The sequence below is a fragment of the Microbacterium murale genome (assembly GCF_014635185.1).
GTDB classification, from domain to species: Bacteria; Actinomycetota; Actinomycetes; order Actinomycetales; family Microbacteriaceae; genus Microbacterium; species Microbacterium murale.
On the sequence record NZ_BMCM01000004.1, the window covers coordinates 179,026 to 198,750 of the forward strand.

A 19,725-nucleotide genomic window follows, 5' to 3' on the forward strand; every position below is an offset into this window, starting at 1 on the left:
TTATGAGCTCGCTGACCCGGTCGAGCTGGGGCCGCGTCTACGACGACCTCGGTGTGACTCTCCTCGACGTCGCGCATGGCGCGATCGACGTGGATCAGCAGGTCGGCGGCGTCGTGATCCACGACCCGATCGACGAACCGGTCTATCCGCCGGATGCGATCGTCCTCGCGGTCGGAGTCCAGGACCCTGGTGCCCTGGCGTCACTGATGTCGGATGCCGGTGGGCGCGGCGCCGTCGCCGTGGTGGTGCGCGCGTCGATCGAACTTCCGGACGCCGTCCTCGGCGAAGCGGACGACGCCGGTGTCGCGATCCTCAGTCTTGCGCGTGGAGCGACCTGGACGCAGTTGGCTGCCCTTCTGCGCTCCGTGCTCTCGGAGGACGACATCGGGCGCACGCCGTCCGAGTCGCTCGGCGGTGTCTCGGCCGGCGACCTTTTCGCCGTCGCGAATGCGATCGCCGCCCTCTTGGGCGCTCCCGTCACGATCGAGGACCGCTCGTCGCGCGTGCTCGCGTTCTCCGGCGGACAGGAGTCTGCCGACGAGTCGCGGGTCGAGACGATCATCGGCCGCCAGGTGCCTGATCGATATGCGCGCGTACTCACCGAGATGGGCGTGTTCCGAGATCTGTATCGCGACGACGTCCCCGTCGTGATCGACCCGATGGATCTCGGTCAGGGTGTGACGACGCAGCGCATCGCCATCGCGGTGCGCGCCGGCGATGAGGTGCTGGGCTCGATCTGGGCGGCGATGGACGGGCCGCTCACACCCGAGCGCACGTCGACGCTGCGGGATGCCGCGAAACTCGTCGCGCTGCATCTGCTGCGGGTGCGTGCAGGAGCGGATGCCGAGCGTCGGCTGCGGGCAGAGCTCGTGAGCAGGGCGGTCGACGGCGGTGCAGAGGCGCGTGACGCGCTGAGCCGCCTCGGCCTGGCGGGTCAGCGCGTCTGCGTCGCCGCAGCCGCACTCGCCAGGGGCCCGGGAGGCGAGACCCGAAGCGATCAAGACCTCATCGCCGACCGCGAGCGCCTCACCGATGCCCTTGCTCTGCATCTTTCCGCCGTGCAGCGCGGTGCGGCGGTGGCGCTCGTCGGAGACACCGTCTACGGCATCCTTCCCGTCGCCGACGTGTCGGCCGAGGAGCGCTCGGCACGCCTCGCCGAGGATTTCCTGCAGCGCGTCGGTTCTCGACTGCCGGCGCTGATCGGGATCGGTCAGCCGGCGGAGTCGGTCGCCGACATCGCCCGCTCGCGCACGCAGGCGCGACGGGTGCTGCGTGTTCTCGCGGAACGGCCGGGCCACCGCACGATCGCCCGTCTCTCCGAGGTCGAGACGGAATCGCTCCTGCTGGAGCTGCGTGACATGCGCGCGTCTCGCGGCGACGTCATCTCGGGGACGCTCGAACGCCTTGTCGAGTACGACGCACGCAATGACGCGCATCTGATCGAGACGCTCTCGGCCTGGCTGGACAGCTTCGGCGAGGTGAAGACCGCCGCAGCGGCGTGCTTCGTGCACCCGAACACGTTCCGCTATCGGCTGCGCCGCGCCGTGGAGGTCAGCGGCATCGACCTCGACGACCCGGAGGCGCGCTTCGCGACCATGCTCGAACTGCGCACGCTTCCGCACTGATCACTGCTGCCGGGCGACTCAGTTGACCTGGTCGCTGACCTCCAGCCAGCGCGTCTCGTTATCTTCGACCTCGGACTCCAGCGCGCTGATCCGCTTCATCTTCTGAGCGAGTCCTTCGTAGTCGGACTGATCGTGCTCCACCAGCGCGTGCTTGGCCTTGTCGATCTGCTGGGTGAGCTTCTGGATCTTGCGCTCGAGAGCTGCGACCTCCTTCTGCGCTGCGCGGAGAGCAGCGCCGTCCAGGCCGGACGATGACGTCGTCGCCTTCGCCGATGGTGCCCCATTCTGCTCTGCCGCCCGCAGCCGCAGATACTCGTCCACACCACCCGGAAGGTGTCGGAGTCTGCCTCCCATGACGGCGAACTGCTGGTCGGTGACGCGCTCGAGGAAGTACCGGTCGTGGCTGACCACGAGCAGAGTGCCTGGCCAGGAGTCCAGCAGGTCCTCGATGGCCGCGAGCATGTCGGTGTCCATGTCGTTGGTCGGCTCGTCGAGGATCAGCACGTTGGGCTGTTCGAGCAGCACGAGCAGCAGCTGGAGCCGTCGCTGCTGACCACCGGAGAGATCCTTCACCGGCGTCGAGAGCTGAGCGGATGAGAAGCCGAGGCGCTCGAGGAGCTGGCCGGGTGTGAGCGACTGCGACTTGGACCCGGTACCGAAGGTGTACTCGGTGCGCAGGCTCTCGATGACCTTTCTGACCGGATCGTTCCACACCGCGGCCAGCTCGTCGATCCGCTGAGTGAGGGTCTTGACCTTGACCGTCGTGCCGCGCTTCACCCGTCCGCTGGTCGGCTCGATCGTTCCCGCGACGAGCCCGAGCAGCGTCGACTTGCCTGCACCGTTCACGCCGAGGATCCCGGTGCGCTCGCCCGGTGCGATGCGCCATTCCACGTCGTGCAGTACCTCGCGGGCTGCGCCGGTGTCCGTCGCGGGGTACGTCACGCCGGCATCCAGCAGGTCGACGACGTCCTTGCCGAGGCGGGAGACGGCGAGGGACTGCAGCGACACCTTGTCGCGGATCTCCGGCACATCCTCGATCAGTTCGTTCGCGGCATCGATGCGGAACTTCGGCTTCGCCGTACGCGCCGGCGCACCGCGGCGCAGCCACGCGAGCTCCTTGCGCGCGAGGTTCTGCCGCTTCGCCTCTGTCACCGCCGACATGCGATCGCGCTCCACGCGCTGCAGGATGTACGCGGCGTAACCGCCCTCGAAGGGCTCGACGATGCGGTCGTGCACCTCCCAGGTCTCGGTGCAGACCTCGTCGAGGAACCAACGGTCGTGCGTGACGACGAGGAACGCGCCGGAGTTCACGGCCCAACGCTTCTTCAGGTGCCCGGCGAGCCAGGTGATCGCCTCGACGTCGAGGTGGTTGGTCGGCTCATCCAGCGCGACGATGTCCCAGTCCTTGACGAGCAGTGTGGCGAGCGCGACACGACGCCGCTGGCCACCGCTGAGACCCAGCACCTGCGCGTTCCAGTCCAGATCTGCGAGCAGTCCCTGGATGACGTCGCGCACGCGGGCGTCGCCCGCCCACTCGTACTCCGGCATGTCGCCGACGACCGACTGTGCGATCGTGAGCGAGTCGTCGAGGGTGTCGGCCTGATCCAGCACGCCGACGGTGGTGCCGGCGCGCATCGTCACGCGTCCGGCATCCGGCTCCTTGCGACCGGCGAGCATCGCCAGCAAGGAGGATTTGCCGTCGCCGTTGCGACCGACGATGCCGATCCGATCCCCCTCCTCGATGCCGAGGGTGATGGAGTCGAAGACGACCTTGGTCGGGTATTCCAGATGGAGGCCCTCGGCCCCGAGAAGATGTGCCATGTCACTCCAAGGCTACGGCAGTCGGCTGATTGCTAACCTCGGTGCCATGACGACCTTCCATGAGCCCACTGCCGCCGAGTCCGCACATCTTCGCCGCTGCGTCGATCTCGCCCGCGAGGCGCTCGACGACGGAGACGAGCCGTTCGGATCCGTCCTCGTCGATGCCGAGGGCGCTGTCCGCTTCGAAGACCGCAACCGTGTCAAGGACGGGGATCAGACGCGGCATCCGGAGTTCGAGATCGCCCGCTGGTCGGCGACGAATCTCACCGCCGAGGAGCGCGCATCGAGCACGGTGTACACCTCGGGCGAGCACTGCCCGATGTGCGCGGCGGCGCACGCGTGGATGGGGCTGGGCCGCATCGTCTATGCGGCGAGTTCGGCGCAGCTCGTGCAGTGGAGTGCAGAGCGCGGCGCCGCGCCCTCCCCCGTGGCGGCGCTGCCCATCACGGCCATCGCCCCCGGTGTCCCCGTCGCGGGGCCCGTCGCCGCGTTCACGGACGAACTTCGCGCACTGCACCTTCGCCGAGGGCGCGGCTGACACGGAACGAGCCGCCCGGACCCTGAGGTCCGGACGGCTCGCGCGTCCCCAAAGGGAGTCGTTACTTGTACGACTCCACGATCTCCAGGAGGCTCGGCACGTTGGCGTATGCCTCGGCAGCGTTCTCCTTCGTGACGATGACCGGGTCGAGCAGGTACGACGGGACGACCTTCGAGCCGTTGTCATAGGACTCGGTGTCGTTGACCTCGGCCTCTTCGCCCTTCTGCAGCTGTCCGACCATCTTGATGGCCTGCTCCACGAGCAGCGTGGTGTCCTTGTTGATCGTGGAGTACTGGATGCCCTCCATGATCGACTTCACGGACTCGACCTCGGAGTCCTGACCGGTGACGACCGGCACGCCCTTACCGGCCTGCTGTGCAGAGGTGAGGATGGCGCGTGCCAGGGTGTCGTTCGGCGACAGCACGCCGTCGAGCACCACGTCGCCGCCGTACGAGCCGGTGAGCAGCGTGTCCATGCGGTTCTGCGCGTTCTCCGCGAGCCAGCCCTCGGTGGCGGTCTGAGCGATCTCGGTCTGACCCGAGACGACGTTCAGCGTGCCGTCATCGATCGCCGGCTGCAGGACCTCCATCGCGCCGTCGAAGAAGACGGCCGAGTTGGCGTCGTCCGGCGAGCCGGAGAACAGCTCGACGTTGTACGGCGCCTCGTGACCGGCGCGCTCTGCGAGCCCGTCGAGCAGGGCCTGGCCCTGGAGGTTGCCGACCTTGAAGTTGTCGAACGCGACGTAGTAGTCGAGCGCATCGGTGTTCTCGATGAGGCGGTCGTACGCGATCACGTAGGCGCCGGCATCCTTGGCCGCCTGTACCTGCGTGGCCAGCTGCTTGCCGTCCTTCGCGCCGATGATGATGACCTTGGCGCCGTTGGTGACCATCGACGTGATCTGGTTCTGCTGCTCGGCGACGGTGTTGCTGGCCGGCGCGTACTGCACGTCGGCCTTGTAGCCGGCCTCTTCCAGTCCGTCGGTGAACAGCTGACCGGCCAGCACCCAGTTCTCACTGGTCTTGTCCGGCAGCGCGACGCCGATCGTCGAGCCTGCGTCGAATCCGGTGACTTCCTCGTCGGTACCGCCGCCGGTGTCGCCGCCACGGTCGGATGAGCAACCGGTGAGGGCGAGAGCTGTTGCGGCGACAAGCGCTGTGGCCGCAAATGCCATTCTCTTCATGCGATCTCTTTCTCTGTTTCTTGGTGTGGATTACTTGGGTTTTGGATAGTCGGTGAGGTTGGGGCCGTCCGGACGGTTGCGCCGGCGCATCATGAAGCCGATCAGCGACGGGCGGCCCTGTTGCTTGTTCCAGACGTCGATGCCGACGGCGACGAGGAGCACGAGGCCCTTGATCATCGCGACCACGTCGGCGCCCTGGCCGAGCAGCTGCAGACCGTTGTTGAGGAACGCCATCACGAGACCACCGATGATCGACCCGATCACCGTGCCGATGCCGCCGGCGACGGCGGCGCCGCCGATGAACACACTGGCGATGGCGTCGAGTTCCCAGCCGTTTCCGTCACCGGGGCCGGAGGCCTGCGATCGTGCGACGAAGATCATGCCGGCGAGAGCGGCGAGCGTGGACATGTTCATCATCACGAAGAAGTCGACCCAGCGGTCCTTCACACCCGACAGGCTGGCGGCCTGCCGGTTGCCGCCGACCGCGTAGATGTGCCGGCCGAAGACCGTGTTGCGCGTGACGAAGGAGTAGATGATGACCAGTGCGAGCAGGATGATTCCCGACACCGGGAAGCTCGTACCAGGACGACCGGTGGCGAACATCCAGCCGGCTACGAGGACGACGACCGACAGCAGCACGACCTTGGTCACACTCACCCACAGGGGTGCGGTGTCAGAGCCCATCTTGTGCTGAACGCGGCGGGTGCGGATCTCCCAGAAGATCAGCCACGCGACGCCGGCGAGGGCGAGGATCATGGTCGGCACGTTGAACGGCAGCGGAAGCGAGACCTCGGGCAGGTACCCCGCACCGATGTAGACGAACTCCTTGGGCACCGGGATGGACTGCGAGTCGCCGATCCACTGGTTGGCGCCACGGAAGAACAGCATGCCGGCCAGCGTCACGATGAACGCCGGCACCCCGATGTATGCAACCCAGAACCCTTGCCATGCCCCGACCAGGGCACCGACGACCAGGCCGAGGACGATGGCCAGCGGCCAGGGAAGGTTCCACTCCGCCATCGATTTCGCGACGATGATGCCGACGAAGGCTGCGACCGATCCGACCGACAGGTCGATGTGACCCATGATGATCACCATCACCATCCCGATCGCGAGGATCAGGATGAAGGAGTACTGGTTGATGACGTTGATCAGGTTGCCGGGTGTCAGCGTCGCGCCGTTCGGGCCGTTGCGCACCAGCGTCATGACCTCGAAGAAGAGGACGATGACGATCAGGCTGCCGAAGATGCCGAACTGGCGCAGCGACGACTGCGCACCACCGAACATCTTTCGGATGTCGCGGAAGTGGAACCCCTGATCCTTGACCTCGGGGGTGGTGCTGGTGCTGCTCATGCGGTCGCTTTCTGGTTCGTGGAGGTCATGCTGCGCATGAGCGCCTCCGGAGTTGCCTGGTCAGCGGGGATGCAGTCGGTGACGCGCCCCTCGAAGATCGTGTAGATGCGATCGGAGATGCCCATCAGCTCTGGCAGCTCGCTGGAGATGACGATGACGCCCTTTCCGGATGCCGCGAGCTCGTTGATGATCGAGTAGATCTCGTACTTCGCGCCGACGTCGATGCCACGGGTGGGCTCATCGAGGATCAGCAGGTCGGGGTCGGTGAACATCCACTTGGCGAGCACGACCTTCTGCTGGTTTCCGCCGGAGAGCTTGCCGACGCCCTCTTCGACCGAGGGGGTCTTGATGCGCAGGGCCTTGCGGTACCGCTCGGCCACCGCGAACTCCTCGCGGCCGTCGACCACTCCCCGGCCTGCGATCTTCGACAGCTTGGCGGAGACGATCGCGCGCTTGATCGTGTCGAGCAGGTTCAGCCCCAGGGTCTTGCGGTCTTCGCTGACGTAGGCGAGGCCGTGGCGGATGGCACTGGACACGTCGCGCAGTTCGATCTCCTCGCCGTCCTTGAACATCTGGCCGCCGAGGAAGTTGCCGTACGAGCGGCCGAAGATGCTGCGGGCGAACTCGGTGCGTCCGGCGCCCATGAGACCGGCGATGCCGACGACTTCGCCGCGACGGACGGTGAGTCCGGATCCCTTGACGACCATGCGCTCGGCGACGGTGGGATGCTGCACCCACCAGTCCTTGACCTCGAAGAAGACCTCGCCGATCTCCGGCGTGCGGTCGGGGTACCGGCTCTCGAGGGAACGACCGACCATGCCCCGGATGATGCGGTCCTCGTTGATCTCGCCCTTGGTGATGTCGAGGGTCTCGACGGTGCGGCCGTCGCGGATGATCGTGATCTCGTCGGCGATCTGCTCGATCTCGTTGAGCTTGTGGCTGATCATGATCGACGCGATGCCCTTGGCCTTGAGGCCGAGGATCAGATCGAGCAGGTGCTGCGAGTCGTTCTCGTTCAGCGCCGCCGTGGGCTCGTCGAGGATGAGCAGGCGCACATCCTTGTTCAGCGCCTTGGCGATCTCGATCAGCTGCTGCTTGCCGACACCGAGGTGCTTGATCGCGATATCGGGATCCTCGTTGAGGCCCACGCGGGCGAGCAGCTCAGTGGCACGGGTCTTCGCCGCGCTCCAGTCGATGACGCCGCCGCTCGCGATCTCGTTGCCGAGGAAGATGTTCTCGGTGATCGAGAGCTCGGGGATCAGCGCGAGCTCCTGGTGGATGATGGCGATGCCGGCCTGCTCGCTGGCCACGATGTCCTTGTAGCGCTGCTCTTCGCCGTACAGCAGGATGTCGCCGTCGTACGTGCCGTAGGGGTAGACCCCGGAGAGCACCTTCATCAGAGTCGACTTGCCGGCGCCGTTCTCACCGCAGATCGCGTGGATCTCGCCCGCGCGCACGGTGATCGAGACGTCGGAGAGTGCTTTCACACCGGGGAACTCCTTGGTGATGTTTCGCATCTCCAGGATCGGCCCCGACACTGCTGGCATCGTTGCTGTGCTGCTCACGGATCTTCCTCGATACTTGACGGTCATTCTCAATGTGACCGTTCACATGAGACACAATATTGCGCCTGTTGATCTCCGGTGTCAAGTGGAGGTCTTCTCTCGTTGCGTTATCGAGACGCGATCGGCGCGATGTCAGCGCGACGCGCTGGAGGACCGCAGTCGGAGTTGCGGCGCGACGGGGCCGAATTCCGGGATCGCTTCGCCGCGGATCTGCGCGAGAAGGATGTGCACGGCACGCTGTCCCAGTGACGGAAAATCCTGGTGCACGGTCGTGAGCGGTGGCCAGACATGAGCGGCGACGGGGATGTCATCGAAGCCCACGACGCTGACCTGGCGGGGCACCTCGATCCCGGCATCCCTGAATCCGTGCATCAGGCCGATCGCCATCAGGTCGTTCGCGGCGAACACGGCGGTGAAATCTCGGCGGCGCACGAGTTCGGTGCCCGCGAAGTAGCCGAAGTCCGCCGTCCAGTCGCCGCGGATCGGCGGGAAGGTCGGCAGATCCGCCTCACGCAGGGCGTCGAGGTACCCGCGCATGCGTGACTCGGCCTCGATCCAGTCCTGCGGTCCTGCCAGATGCAGGATGTCGCTGTGCCCCAGGGAGATCAGATGCTCTGTGACAGCGCGCGCACCGGCCACCTGGTCGGCCGAGTGCGAGATGCCGTCGGAGCCCGACGCGGTCTGCAGACTGACGAACGGCACGCCGACAGCCATGCCGCGCAGCACGTTGAACACGCGCACCTGCGGGGCGAGCACCACGATGCCGCTGACCTGCTCCCGCCCGAGCTGCCGGATCGCATCCCCGATCGCCTCCGGCGTGGTGGCTGGGAGGTTCACCGTCGTGACCGAGTACCCCTCTGCCCTCGCCGCATCCTCGATGCTCGCGATCGACGATGTCGGCCCGAACTCGCCGATCGTGGCCGACAGCACTCCGATGGTGCGCGAGCGACTCGTGACGAGTGCCCGCGCAGCGAGGTTCGGCTTGTAGTCGAGCACCTGGATCGCGTCCTGCACGCGCTTCTTCGTCTCGGGACGGATGCTGGGGTGATCATTCAGCACTCGGGAGACGGTCTGATGCGAGACGCCGGCCAGGCGCGCGACATCGCGGATGCTGGGGACTCGTGCACGCTCGCCGGAGGCTGCCATTGCGACGCCCTCCTTCGCGTGTGCACGGTCACATAACTCAGTCCATTATGTCCCCAGCGCACACGCGGCGCATCCAGGCAGGCGCAGACGGGAGCTCAGGCGGAGATGATCCGTGCGCCCGGCACTGGCCCATGCACGTGCAGAGCGGTGCGTCCGGCGTCCATGAGTTCGCCCTGCACGTACCGCGCGCTCTCCGGTGTCTCGCACAAGAATGCCACCGTCGGCCCTGAGCCCGAGACGATGCCGCTCAGCGCGCCGGCGTGCAGTCCTTCGCTGATGATGTCGTCGAGCGCGGGACGTTCCAGCAGTGCCGGCACCTCGAGGTCGTTGAACATGCACGCGGCGAGCGAGTTGGGATCTCCCGCGCGCAGCGCCTGCAGAACCGGGATGGGCACGTCCAATGACAGCGGCGGGTCATCGGCCAGCGCGCCGTTCTCTGCGCGATGCGTGTCGAGGCGGGCGTAGATCTCGGGCGTCGACAGCCCCTCGTCGCTGGGCACGAGCACCCAGTCGAAGCGTCCCCGCGCGAGCGCGGGGTTGAGCTGATCCCCTCGCCCTGTGCCGACCGCGGTGCCGCCGTGCAGCGCGAACGGCACGTCGGCGCCGAGGCGGGCGGCGAGTTCGTGCAGGCGCTGCGGCGAGAGCCCGGTGCCCCACAGTGCATCGCACGCGACGAGGGCGGCCGCGGCATCCGCTGATCCGCCACCCATTCCACCCGCGACCGGTACGTTCTTACGCAGCTCGAGGTGCACCCCGCCGGTGTATCCGGTCGCCGACGCGAGCATCTTCGCGGCTCGCATCGCGAGGTTGCGGTCATCGACCGGCACGGTGCTCGGGTCCGCGACGCCGAACACGCTCAGCGTGAAGTCGTCTGCGTCACGGGCGATGACATCCTCATAGAGCGATACCGCCTGGAACACCGTCGCGAGTGCGTGATAGCCGTCATCATGGCGCCCGCCGACGCCCAGGTAGACGTTGATCTTCCCCGGGGCGCGCACATGCACCGCTTCCGGGAATGCGGCGAGGCTCATGCGGATCTCACAGAGCGGACGATGAGGCCCAGAGGTTGACGTCGATGCCGTCGGAGAGGGCATCGATGCGAGCAAGCTCCTCGTCGGTGAGCGCGGGCCCGTCGAGCGCCGCGATGTTCTCGTCGAGCTGCTCCGGCCGCGAAGCGCCGATCAGCGCCGAGGTGACGACCGGATCGCGCAGCGTCCACAGCAGCGCCAGCTGCGCCAGCGACTGTCCGCGCTCCTTCGCGATCTCGTTGAGGCTGCGGAGAATGCCGAGGCCCTCGGCAGACAGTGGCTTGTCGGAGATCGAACCGCGCTTCTGCGCACGCTGCGCGGTGCCGTCACCGAGGTACTTGTCCGTCAGCAGTCCCTGCGCGAGCGGCGTGAACGCGATCGCGCCCATGCCCTCGGTACGCAGCGCGTCGGTGAGCCCGTCCTCGATCCAGCGGTTGAGGATCGAGTAGGAGGGCTGGTGGATCACGAGCGGCGTACCGAGCTCGCGGGCGACCTCTGCGGCCTTCGCCGTGCGCTCGGCGCTGTAGGAGGAGATGCCGACGTACAGCGCCTTGCCCTGACGAACGAGGGTGTCGAGTGCGCCGACGGTCTCCTCGATCGGCGTGACAGGGTCTGCACGGTGCGAGTAGAAGATGTCGACGTAGTCGAGGCCCATCGAGGTGAGCGACTTCTCGGCGCTCGCGATGAGGTACTTGCGGCTGCCGAAGTTGCCGTAGGGCCCTGGCCACATGTCGTAGCCGGCCTTGGACGAGATGATCAGCTCATCGCGGTACGGGCGGAGGTCCTCGGCGAAGATACGGCCGAAGTTCTTCTCGGCCGAGCCGTAGGGCGGGCCGTAGTTGTTGGCCAGGTCGAAGTGCGTGATGCCTCTGTCGAACGCGTGGCGCAGCAGCGTGCGCTGGTTGTCGAGCGGGATGTTGTCACCGAAGTTCCACCACAGTCCGAGCGAGATGGGCGGCAGGTACAGACCGGACGTGCCGACCTGGCGGTACTCGAAGTTCTTGTACCTGTCCTCGTTCGCCGCATAGGGGCGGTGGAGTTCGGCGATGTCTGTGGGGAAGCGCGGCGTCTCAGTCACGCCTCCAGGTTAGCCGTCCAGCGCCTCGGCGATTCTCACGAAGTCATCCACCGTCAACTGCTCGCCGCGTGCGGTCGGTGCGACGCCTGCCTTCTCGAGAATCGCGGATGCTTCGGCAGCGGTGCCGCCGAGCACGACGGACAGTGCCTGGCGCAGCATCTTGCGGCGCTGCTGGAAGGCCGCGTCGACGATGCGGAAGGTGGCTTTGCGCAGTTCTTCGCTGCCGCGGGGCACCGCGTCGCGCTCGAAGGCGACGAGCACGCTGTCGATGTTCGGCACCGGCCAGAACACCTGCCTTGACACGTTGCCGGCAAGTCGCCACGGACCGTACCAGGCCGCCTTGACGCTGGGAGCGCCGTAGATCTTGCTCCCTGGTGGGGCGGCGAGGCGCTCGCCGACCTCGGCCTGCACCATCACGACACCGCGCTGCAGGTGCGGGAACGTCTCCATGAAGTGCAGCAGCACGGGCACCGAGACGTTGTACGGCAGGTTCGCGACGAGCACGGTCGGGTCCCCTGGAAGCTCTGTGATGCGCAGCGCGTCCGCGTCGACCACGGTGAGCTGATCCGACGGAACACCGTGGTCCGCGGCCGTCTGCGGCAGCCGTGCGGCGAGGCGGTGGTCGATCTCGACGGCGGTGACGGATGCTCCGGTCTCGAGGATCGCGAGCGTCAGCGAGCCCAGCCCTGGGCCGACTTCCACGACCCGCTCCCCCGCCTGCACCTTGCCGACGTGCACGATCTTGCGCACCGTGTTGGCGTCGACGACGAAGTTCTGTCCGAGCTTCTTGGTCGGGGTGACGTCGAGCTCGGCGGCAAGACGGCGGATCTCGGTGGCGCCGAGCAGCGTGACGGTCATCCTGCCATTGTCCCCCATGCGTGCCCGGGCCCCGTCCGGACGTTCAGGACGCAGAATTCAACGACCCGCTCGTGTCCACCGTCGTGAATCCTTCTTCAGATGCAGCTGCGAGCAAACGCTGATCGCCTGAGGCGAAGACGACGTCGCTGGCACGGATCAGCGTCGCTGTCGCCAGATGAACAGAGTCGTAGCCCCGAAGACCGCGTGAGACTGCCAGCCTGGCGGCACGCTCGATCACGGTCGTCGTCACGTCTATCAGGGTGGCGTCGAAGATGAGTTTCGATGCTGCTTCTTGCAGGTATGGGTGGTCATCATCCGCTACACGGCCGATGCGATTGCCCTGCGCGATCGCTGCAGCGGCCTCTGCGACGATGAGATGCGTACTCACCACATCGTCGGCGTCATGCCAGAGACGCTCCGAGATTGCGGTACCGGATTCAGCAATCACCAGTGGCAGGAATGCGGACGTATCGAAATAGACGATCACTCGCGTTGCTCGGAGACGAGATCGCTCACCGGCCCGTCGGTGATCAGTGGATGCGGCGTCGCACGCCGTCGATGTGCGGGCGGCATGGCGATGCCCTCATCGATCAGGCGCTGCAGCGCCGATTCCCCTTCGGCGGGAACGATCTGCGCCACCACGGTGCCGCGGTCGGTGATGACGATGCGCTCGCCATCCCGAGCCGACTTCACATACGCGCTCAGATGCGCCTTGAGATCGCGGATTCCGATCTGGGTCATGCGCAGCTCCCATCAATGTAGTCACAAGAATACGCCAAAGTGACCACAGTGGGTCGTGGATATCGCACAGCATGCGTACGGGCACCCTGCGGGGCTCTTCCATGCCGGTAATGTGTTCGGGTGCCCTCGCTCGGAGAACTCGTCGCGCCCCGCCGCATGGGCCGGGATTTCCGCTGGCTGCTAGCGTCGTCTTGGACGAGCAATGTCGGCGACGGCATCGCTCTGGCGGCCGCTCCTCTGCTGATCGCGTCGATGACCTCATCGCCGATCCTGGTGGCGGCGGGCGCGGTGCTGCAGTTCCTGCCCTGGCTGATCTTCGGGTTGCACGCCGGCGCCATCGCCGACCGTTTCGACAGGCGCCGACTGGTGATGTTCGCCAACGCCGCACGAGCGCTCGTGCTGGCGGGGCTGTGCGCGTTCCTGTTCACCGACACGGCGAACATCTGGGTCGTGCTCGCCGCGGCGTTCCTCTACGGCACCGCAGAGGTGTTCGTCGACACCACGAGCAGCACGCTCCTGCCGATGCTCGTGAGGCCCGCAGATCTCGGCACCAGCAACGCCCGGCTGCAGGCGGGCTATCTCGTGGCGAACCAGTTCGCCGGTCCTCCGATCGGTGCGTTCCTGTTCGCCGCGGGTCACGCCCTGCCCTTCCTCGTCGAGGTCGTGTGCGTGCTGCTCGCGGTCGTGCTCATCTCACGGATGGCGCGGACACCGGTGCCGCCGCGCGCCGCTGCGTTCGAGAAGCCATCGCCCGTGCACACCGACATCGCTGAGGGCGTGCGCTGGATGTGGCGCAACCCGCCGGTACGGATGCTCGTGCTGATCATCCTCACGTTCAACATCACCTGGGCGGCCCCGTGGGGCGTGCTCGTGCTCTACGCGACCGAGCACCTGCACATGGGCGCAGTCGGCTATGGGGCTCTCACCACGGCATCCGCCGCCGGAGGCATCCTCGCGACTCTCACATTCGGGTGGATGGAGCGGCACGTGTCGTTCGCCACCCTCATGCGTGTGGCGTTGTCACTCGAAGTGCTCATGCACCTCGCCTTCGCCCTGACGAGCGTGGGATGGGTGGCGCTGATCATCATGTTCGTGTTCGGCACCTACGCGTTCGTCTGGGGCACGATCTCCACGACCGTGCGCCAGCGTCTCGTGCCGCACGAGCTGCAGGGCAGGGTCGCGTCGGTGAACATGGTCGGCGTGTTCGGCGGAATGGTGATCGGCCAGGCGCTCGGCGGCGTCATCGCCCAGGTGTGGGGGCTGACTGCGCCCTGGTGGTTCGCGTTCGTCGGCGCGGCCATCACGCTGGTGCTGGTGTGGAAGCCGATCTCGCACATCGTGAACGCCAAGCCGGTGGCCGACGACGATGAAGCTCAGCCGGCGAAGTCTCCGTAGACGCGGAGCGTGTTTCCGGCGATCTGCGCCGCGAGTTCGTCGACCTCGAGGCTGAGCTCAGCGGCCATGAAACGCAGCGTGAGCGGGATCAGGTACGGCGCGTTCGGGCGGCCGCGCAGCGGCACGGGTGTGAGGAACGGTGCATCCGTCTCGACCAGGATGCGCTCCAACGGGGTGACGTGCAGCGCATCGCGGAGGTTCTGCGCGTTCTTGAAGGTCACGTTCCCGGCGAACGACAGGTAGTACCCGGCATCCGCGCAGACCCTGGCCATCGCGTCGTCGCCGGAGAAGCAGTGGAACACCGTGGTCTCCGGTGCGCCGACACGGGTCAGGGTCTCCAGCACGGCGTCGTGCGCATCGCGGTCGTGGATCTGCATCGCGATGCCGTGCTTCTTCGCGAGCGCGATATGCGCCTCGAACGATTCGAACTGCGGGCCCCGGCGGTCCTCCTCGGTACGGAAGAAGTCCAGGCCGGTCTCGCCGATCGCTCGTGTGCGGGGATACGCGGCGAGTTCGTCGATCACACCGATCGCGTGGTCGAGCCGGCCGGCCTCGGCGTAGACGGGCGCATCGTTCGGATGGATCGCGACGGCTGCGAGGACGCGAGGATCGGATGCCGCGGCATCCACCGCCCAACGGGACGACTCGATGTCACCCGAGGCCTGCACGACGCCCGCGACGCCGACGGCCTCGGCCCTGTCGAGCTGCTGCTTCAGAGAGAGCGGCTCGACGCCATCGGTGATCTCCAGGTGCGCATGGTTGTCGTACACCGGCACCGTCAGCGGCTCGGGTGCGGGCGGGTAGCGGAGGTCCTTGCGGCCCTCCGTCGCCCGCTCTCGAACGTACTGGCTGGGGTTTTCGGTCAAGCCTGCGACTCCACACGAGGGAACAGCGGCGCGAGAGCCGCAACCCGTGCGCCGGGCTGCAGCACACCCCACGCTCCGGCCTCACGAATCGACTGAGCCTGCAGCACGCCGAGGCTCTCGGCCGCGCCGAGCGCCGACCACAGCTTCTCAGTGGACTGCGGCATGACGGGCGAGAGCAGCACGCTCAGTGCGCGAAGTCCCTCGGCGCACGTGTACAGGACTGTTCCGAGACGGGCACGCTTGTCCTCGTCGCGGGCGAGGGCCCACGGCTCGTTCTCGGTGATGTAGCCGTTCAGCGCGTCGACGATCGTCCAGATCGACGAGATCGCCTCATCGATGCGGAACTGCTCCATCCAGCGGTCGGCCGCGGTGGCAGCATCCGCCACGGTCTTCTGGATCGCGAGATCCTGTTCGGTGTACTCCGCCGCCTCGGGCACGACACCGTCGAAGTACTTCTCGATCATCGCGACCGTGCGCGAGGCGAGGTTGCCGAATCCGTTGGCGAGCTCGGCCTGGTAGCGCGCAGCGAGGTCTTCCCAGGAGAAGGATCCGTCCTGGCCGAACGCGATCGCGGAGAGGAAGTAATAACGGTAGGCGTCGGAACCGAAGACGTCGGTGATCTCGGTCGGCGCGATGCCGGTGAGCTTCGACTTCGACATCTTCTCGCCGCCGACGAGCAGCCATCCGTGGGCGAAGACGCCCTTGGGCACGTCGACGCCGGCAGCCATCAGCAGCGCGGGCCAGATGACGGCGTGGAAGCGGAGGATGTCCTTGCCGACCACGTGATACGCGGGCCAGCGGCGGGCGAAGGTCTCCTCGTCGGAGCCGTAGCCGACACCGGTCGCGTAGTTGAGCAGGGCGTCGACCCACACATAGATGACGTGCGACTCATCCCAGGGCAGCGGGATGCCCCAGTCGAAGGTCGAGCGCGAGATCGAGAGATCCTTCAGCCCCTGGCTGACGAACGAGACGACCTCGTTGCGGGCCGAGTGCGGGCGCACGAAGTCGGGCTCGGTCTTGTACAGGTCGAGCAGGCGGTCCTGGAACTCGCTGAGCTTGAAGAAGTAGTTCTTCTCCTGCAGCAGCTCGAGCGGCTTGGAGTGGATCGCACAGACCTTCAGGCCCTCGAAGGGGCCGGTGCCGTCGACGATCTCCGACTCGGGCTTGAACTCCTCACAGCCCACGCAGTAGAGCGCCTCGTACTCGCCGGCGTAGATGTAGCCCGCGTCGTACAGCCGCTGGAAGAACACCTGCACGTTCTTCTCGTGGCGCTCCTGCGTGGTGCGGATGAAGTCGTCGTTGGCGACGTCGAGCGTCTCCAGCAGCGGGAACCAGCTCTCCGTGACGAGCTTGTCGACCCACTCCTGCGGCGTGACGTTGTTCGCCGCGGCGGCACGGAGCATCTTCTGCCCGTGCTCGTCCGTGCCGGTCAGCATCCAGGTGTCATCACCCGACTGACGGTGCCAACGCGCGAGCGTGTCGACCGCCACCGACGTGTACCCGTGGCCGATGTGGGGCACATCGGACGGGTAGTAGATGGGCGTGGTGATGTAGAAGGATTCGCCTGAGGGCATGGGGTCAATTCTAGGCCGGTCTGCCGGGGTGGTTACGCGCTCACAATCCGTTGCGGCGGGCCACTTCTCCGAGCCACGCGAGGCTGGGTTTGGGGTGGCGGGCGAAGGTCTCGTGGTCGAAGCCGATGAGTCCGAACGTCGGGGCGAAGCCGCTGGCCCACTCATAGTTGTCCAGCGCGCTCCAGTGCTGGTACGCGCGCACGTCGATGCCGTCGGAGATCGCACGGTGCAGCCCCTCCAACGCGCCCTGCGTGTATGCGATGCGGCGCGTGTCGTCGGCTGTGGCGATGCCGTTCTCCGTCACGAGGATCGGCACTCCCCCGCTCAGCTCCCACGCACTGCGCACCCCGAGCTCGAGCGCTGCGGGGAAGAATTCCCACCCCGTCAGGGTGGTCTCGACGTCCGAGGCCACCGGGCGGGGCCCCTCAGGACCGATGAACGTGCGCGTGTAGGCCTGCACGCCGACGAAGTCATCGCCGGCCGAGCGCTCCAGATACCAGAAGTCGCGCGGATGCCCGTATTCATGCAGCTTCTCGTCCGCGCCGGACTCGCCCGTGGAGTGGAAGGCCTGCGTCGCGATGGTCCACCCAGCCTGCGCGCCCGACACCGAGTGCACGATCTCGGATGCGCGGTGGTGCGCGTCGAGGAGCGTATCGGCGACGGCGAGATCCGGGTTCGGGAGACCGTAGGCGACGAGGTTCGCGGCGTCCTCTCCCCCGGCGAGCATCGCAGCGATGTTCGGCTCGTTGATCGTGCAGACGTACTTAACTCCGTCGAGGATCGGCAGCACGGTCTCGACGTAGCGCGAGAACAGGTCGACAGCGTCGCTCGCACGCCAGAAGCCGTCGCGCTGGAACCACTGCGGCACTGTGAAATGCATCAACGTCACAGTCGGGTCGAGGCCGAGCTCACGCGCCGTGTCGATCATGCGACGGTAGTGGTCGATCATCGCGCGTGAGATGAATCCACGCTCCGGCTCGATCCGTGCCCATTCGACGGAGAACCGGTACGAATTCAGTCCGGCGTCCGCGAGCAGGCGCATATCCTCCGGGTAGCGGTGAAAGTGATCGGCGGCATCTCCGGATGGCTCGACCATCGTCGTGTTCGGAGCGTGCTCCATCTGCCACCAATTGCTGGTCGTGTTGTTCCCCTCCACCTGATGGGCCGCAGTCGCGGCGCCCCAGAGAAAGCCGTCAGGGAATTCGAGCACAAGTGCCCCTTTCGTCGTTGTCGTTCAGCCGTCGCTGCGCTCAGCGCGCCGCGCGGGCCGGGTTGGGAACCGCGTCGAGGAGTTCGACGGTGTACGGGTCTTCCGGATGCTGCAGCACCTGAGAGGTCTCGCCGCGTTCGACGACCCGGCCGCTGTTGAGTACGAGGATGTTCTCGGTGACCAGGCGCGCGCTGAGCAGATCGTGCGTGATGTAGAGCATGCTGATGCCCCACCGCTCTCGCAGATCTTCGAGCAGTGCGAGTACCCCGGCGCGCAGTGAGACGTCGAGCATCGACACCGGCTCATCCGCGATGAGCACCTGCGGGTCGCTCGCGAGCGCACGCGCGATCACGACGCGCTGGCGCTGCCCTCCGGAGAGCTGATGCGGCAGCTTGGCGGCGAACTGCTCGACGGGGGTGAGCCCGACGGTCTCGAGGAGCTCGAGCACCCGCGCCCTCGCCTCCTGCCCGCGAAGGCGGGTGTAGTTGTGCACCGGCCGCGTCAGCGCGTACTCCACGGTGTGCAGCGGGTTCAGCGCCGAGTACGGATCCTGGAAGACCATCTGCACGTCTTTGCGGAGGTCTCTCAGGCCGCTGCGCTTGAGAGAGGCGACATCGCGGTCACCGAAGTGCACGGTGCCGGATGTCGGCTTCTCGACGCCGGTGATGAGTTTCGCGAGCGTCGACTTCCCCGACCCGGATGCTCCGACCAGTGCGAGCGCCTCGCCGGGCTCCAGGCGGAACGACACGTCATCCACGGCCGTGACCTTCTTCTGTCCGCGGCGCGGCGCGGGATAGACCTTCGAGACGCCCTCCACGACGATCGCGGCATCCGCTCTTCGCGCATCGCGCTGCGACACCGTCGGCAGGGTCTCGGTGAGGTCGGTACGCGACTTCCCCTCGCTGCGACGTGTGCCGAGGTCGACGAATCCGGGGATCGAGATGGATTCCGCGCGCGGGTCCGCATAGTGGCTGAGCAGCATCTGGGTGTATTCGTCCTGGGGCCGCTCGAGGATGTCGCGACTGGACGCGTCTTCGACGATCCGCCCCTCGTGCATCACCATGACGCGGTCGGTCGCCTCGAGCACGATGCCCAGATCGTGACTGATGAGGATCGCCGTGAACTGCTCCTCGCGCTGCAGATCACGGATCGTGTCCATCACGGCGTGCTGCACGAGCACGTCCAAGGCCGTCGTCGGCTCGTCGAACACCATGAGCTGCGGCTCGAGCGACAGGGCAAGCGCGATCGACGAGCGCTGACGCATCCCGCCCGACAGTTCGCTCGGGTAGCGCTTGAGCACCTCCGCATCGAGGCCCACCTTGCCGACCAGATCGATGGCCCGATCGGTGCGTGACTCCCGGGCCACATGACCGTGCGCGGCGAAGATGTCCTGGAAGTGCGCCCCGACAGTGCGCACCGGGTTCAGCGCGTTCATGCCGGACTGCAGCACCATGGCGAAACCGCCCTGACGCTGCCTGCGCAGTTCCTCGGCACCCAGCTCGCGGATGTCGCGGCCATCGAACAGGATGCGTCCTCCGCTTATCCGCGCCGGCGGCTTCTGCAGCCGGGTCAGCGCGAAGCCCAGCGTCGACTTGCCTGAACCCGACTCGCCGACCAGTCCGACGAACTCTCCTCGTCGCAGCGTGAACGACACATCCTCGACGGCGGTCACCGGTGTCGTACCCGGTGACGCGTACTCGACGGAGAGGTTCTGGACGTCGAGCAGGATCTCGTCATCTGCCATGGC

At 66.7% G+C, this 19,725-nt stretch carries 17 protein-coding genes; 3 read left to right on the plus strand and 14 right to left on the minus strand.

Features of this window, described 5'->3' with window-relative positions; genetic code table 11:
* The first annotated feature begins 2 nt into the window (after positions 1–2).
* Complete coding sequence (locus IEV67_RS13195) at positions 3–1,625, plus strand: PucR family transcriptional regulator (protein WP_188437039.1); 1,623 nt, start codon at positions 3–5, stop codon at positions 1,623–1,625.
* A gap of 18 nt (positions 1,626–1,643) precedes the next feature.
* Here IEV67_RS13195 and IEV67_RS13200 read toward each other — a convergent pair whose 3' ends face one another.
* Positions 1,644–3,446, minus strand: coding sequence for an ABC-F family ATP-binding cassette domain-containing protein (locus tag IEV67_RS13200; RefSeq protein ID WP_188437040.1), 1,803 nt, complete (start codon positions 3,444–3,446; stop codon positions 1,644–1,646).
* 46 nt (positions 3,447–3,492) lie between these two features.
* Between IEV67_RS13200 and IEV67_RS13205 the strand changes: the two genes are divergently transcribed.
* Positions 3,493–3,984 (plus strand): nucleoside deaminase, encoded by a 492-nt coding sequence (locus IEV67_RS13205; RefSeq protein ID WP_188437041.1) that lies wholly within the window; start codon positions 3,493–3,495, stop codon positions 3,982–3,984.
* Positions 3,985–4,045: 61 nt separating this feature from the next.
* On the opposite strand, the gene IEV67_RS13210 is transcribed toward IEV67_RS13205, so the two are convergent.
* The 9 genes from IEV67_RS13210 to IEV67_RS13250 all read right to left on the minus strand — a co-directional run bounded on the left by IEV67_RS13210 (position 4,046) and on the right by IEV67_RS13250 (position 12,933).
* Entirely contained in the window at positions 4,046–5,164 is a 1,119-nt protein-coding gene (locus tag IEV67_RS13210; RefSeq protein WP_188437042.1) for a substrate-binding domain-containing protein, read from the minus strand.
* A gap of 30 nt (positions 5,165–5,194) precedes the next feature.
* Entirely contained in the window at positions 5,195–6,517 is a 1,323-nt protein-coding gene (gene mmsB / locus IEV67_RS13215) for a multiple monosaccharide ABC transporter permease (RefSeq protein ID WP_188437043.1), read from the minus strand.
* Entirely contained in the window at positions 6,514–8,064 is a 1,551-nt protein-coding gene (mmsA, locus tag IEV67_RS13220; RefSeq protein WP_306441000.1) for a multiple monosaccharide ABC transporter ATP-binding protein, read from the minus strand. Before mmsA ends, mmsB begins: the two co-directional genes overlap by 4 nt.
* 150 nt (positions 8,065–8,214) lie before the next feature.
* Positions 8,215–9,228: a LacI family DNA-binding transcriptional regulator gene (locus IEV67_RS13225; protein ID WP_188437044.1), complete on the minus strand. Its 1,014-nt coding sequence runs from the start codon at positions 9,226–9,228 to the stop codon at positions 8,215–8,217.
* Between the two features lie 95 nt (positions 9,229–9,323).
* On the minus strand, positions 9,324–10,259 hold the full coding sequence (locus tag IEV67_RS13230) for a 4-(cytidine 5'-diphospho)-2-C-methyl-D-erythritol kinase (RefSeq protein ID WP_188437045.1): 936 nt from the start codon (positions 10,257–10,259) through the stop codon (positions 9,324–9,326).
* 7 nt (positions 10,260–10,266) lie between these two features.
* Positions 10,267–11,334, minus strand: a complete 1,068-nt coding sequence (mgrA, locus tag IEV67_RS13235) for an L-glyceraldehyde 3-phosphate reductase (RefSeq protein ID WP_188437046.1) — start codon at positions 11,332–11,334, stop codon at positions 10,267–10,269.
* A gap of 9 nt (positions 11,335–11,343) precedes the next feature.
* The gene (rsmA, locus tag IEV67_RS13240) at positions 11,344–12,192 is read right to left on the minus strand and encodes a 16S rRNA (adenine(1518)-N(6)/adenine(1519)-N(6))-dimethyltransferase RsmA (protein ID WP_188437047.1); all 849 of its coding nucleotides are present in this window, start codon (positions 12,190–12,192) and stop codon (positions 11,344–11,346) included.
* 43 nt (positions 12,193–12,235) lie between these two features.
* Positions 12,236–12,679 carry a type II toxin-antitoxin system VapC family toxin gene (locus IEV67_RS13245; protein ID WP_268238589.1) on the minus strand — a complete coding sequence of 148 codons (444 nt, stop codon included), beginning with the start codon at positions 12,677–12,679 and terminating at the stop codon, positions 12,236–12,238.
* Positions 12,676–12,933 carry a type II toxin-antitoxin system Phd/YefM family antitoxin gene (locus tag IEV67_RS13250; protein ID WP_188437049.1) on the minus strand — a complete coding sequence of 86 codons (258 nt, stop codon included), beginning with the start codon at positions 12,931–12,933 and terminating at the stop codon, positions 12,676–12,678. The genes IEV67_RS13245 and IEV67_RS13250 overlap by 4 nt, the downstream gene beginning before the upstream one ends.
* Positions 12,934–13,053: 120 nt before the next feature.
* Between IEV67_RS13250 and IEV67_RS13255 the strand changes: the two genes are divergently transcribed.
* Positions 13,054–14,328, plus strand: a complete 1,275-nt coding sequence (locus tag IEV67_RS13255; RefSeq protein WP_229703113.1) for an MFS transporter — start codon at positions 13,054–13,056, stop codon at positions 14,326–14,328.
* Here the strand turns inward: IEV67_RS13255 and IEV67_RS13260 are convergent.
* From IEV67_RS13260 to IEV67_RS13275, 4 genes are read right to left on the minus strand one after another with little or no spacing between them, the layout of a single operon-like run.
* Positions 14,307–15,194, minus strand: a complete 888-nt coding sequence (locus IEV67_RS13260; protein WP_188437050.1) for a TatD family hydrolase — start codon at positions 15,192–15,194, stop codon at positions 14,307–14,309. The genes IEV67_RS13255 and IEV67_RS13260 overlap by 22 nt on opposite strands.
* A complete protein-coding gene (gene metG, locus IEV67_RS13265; RefSeq protein ID WP_188437051.1) occupies positions 15,191–16,768 on the minus strand; it encodes a methionine--tRNA ligase in 1,578 nt (525 codons plus the stop codon). The genes IEV67_RS13260 and metG overlap by 4 nt, the downstream gene beginning before the upstream one ends.
* A gap of 40 nt (positions 16,769–16,808) precedes the next feature.
* Complete coding sequence (locus tag IEV67_RS13270) at positions 16,809–17,978, minus strand: glycoside hydrolase family 1 protein (RefSeq protein ID WP_188437052.1); 1,170 nt, start codon at positions 17,976–17,978, stop codon at positions 16,809–16,811.
* A gap of 40 nt (positions 17,979–18,018) precedes the next feature.
* Positions 18,019–19,722 (minus strand): ABC transporter ATP-binding protein, encoded by a 1,704-nt coding sequence (locus IEV67_RS13275; protein WP_373284485.1) that lies wholly within the window; start codon positions 19,720–19,722, stop codon positions 18,019–18,021.
* Positions 19,723–19,725 lie beyond the last annotated feature (3 nt).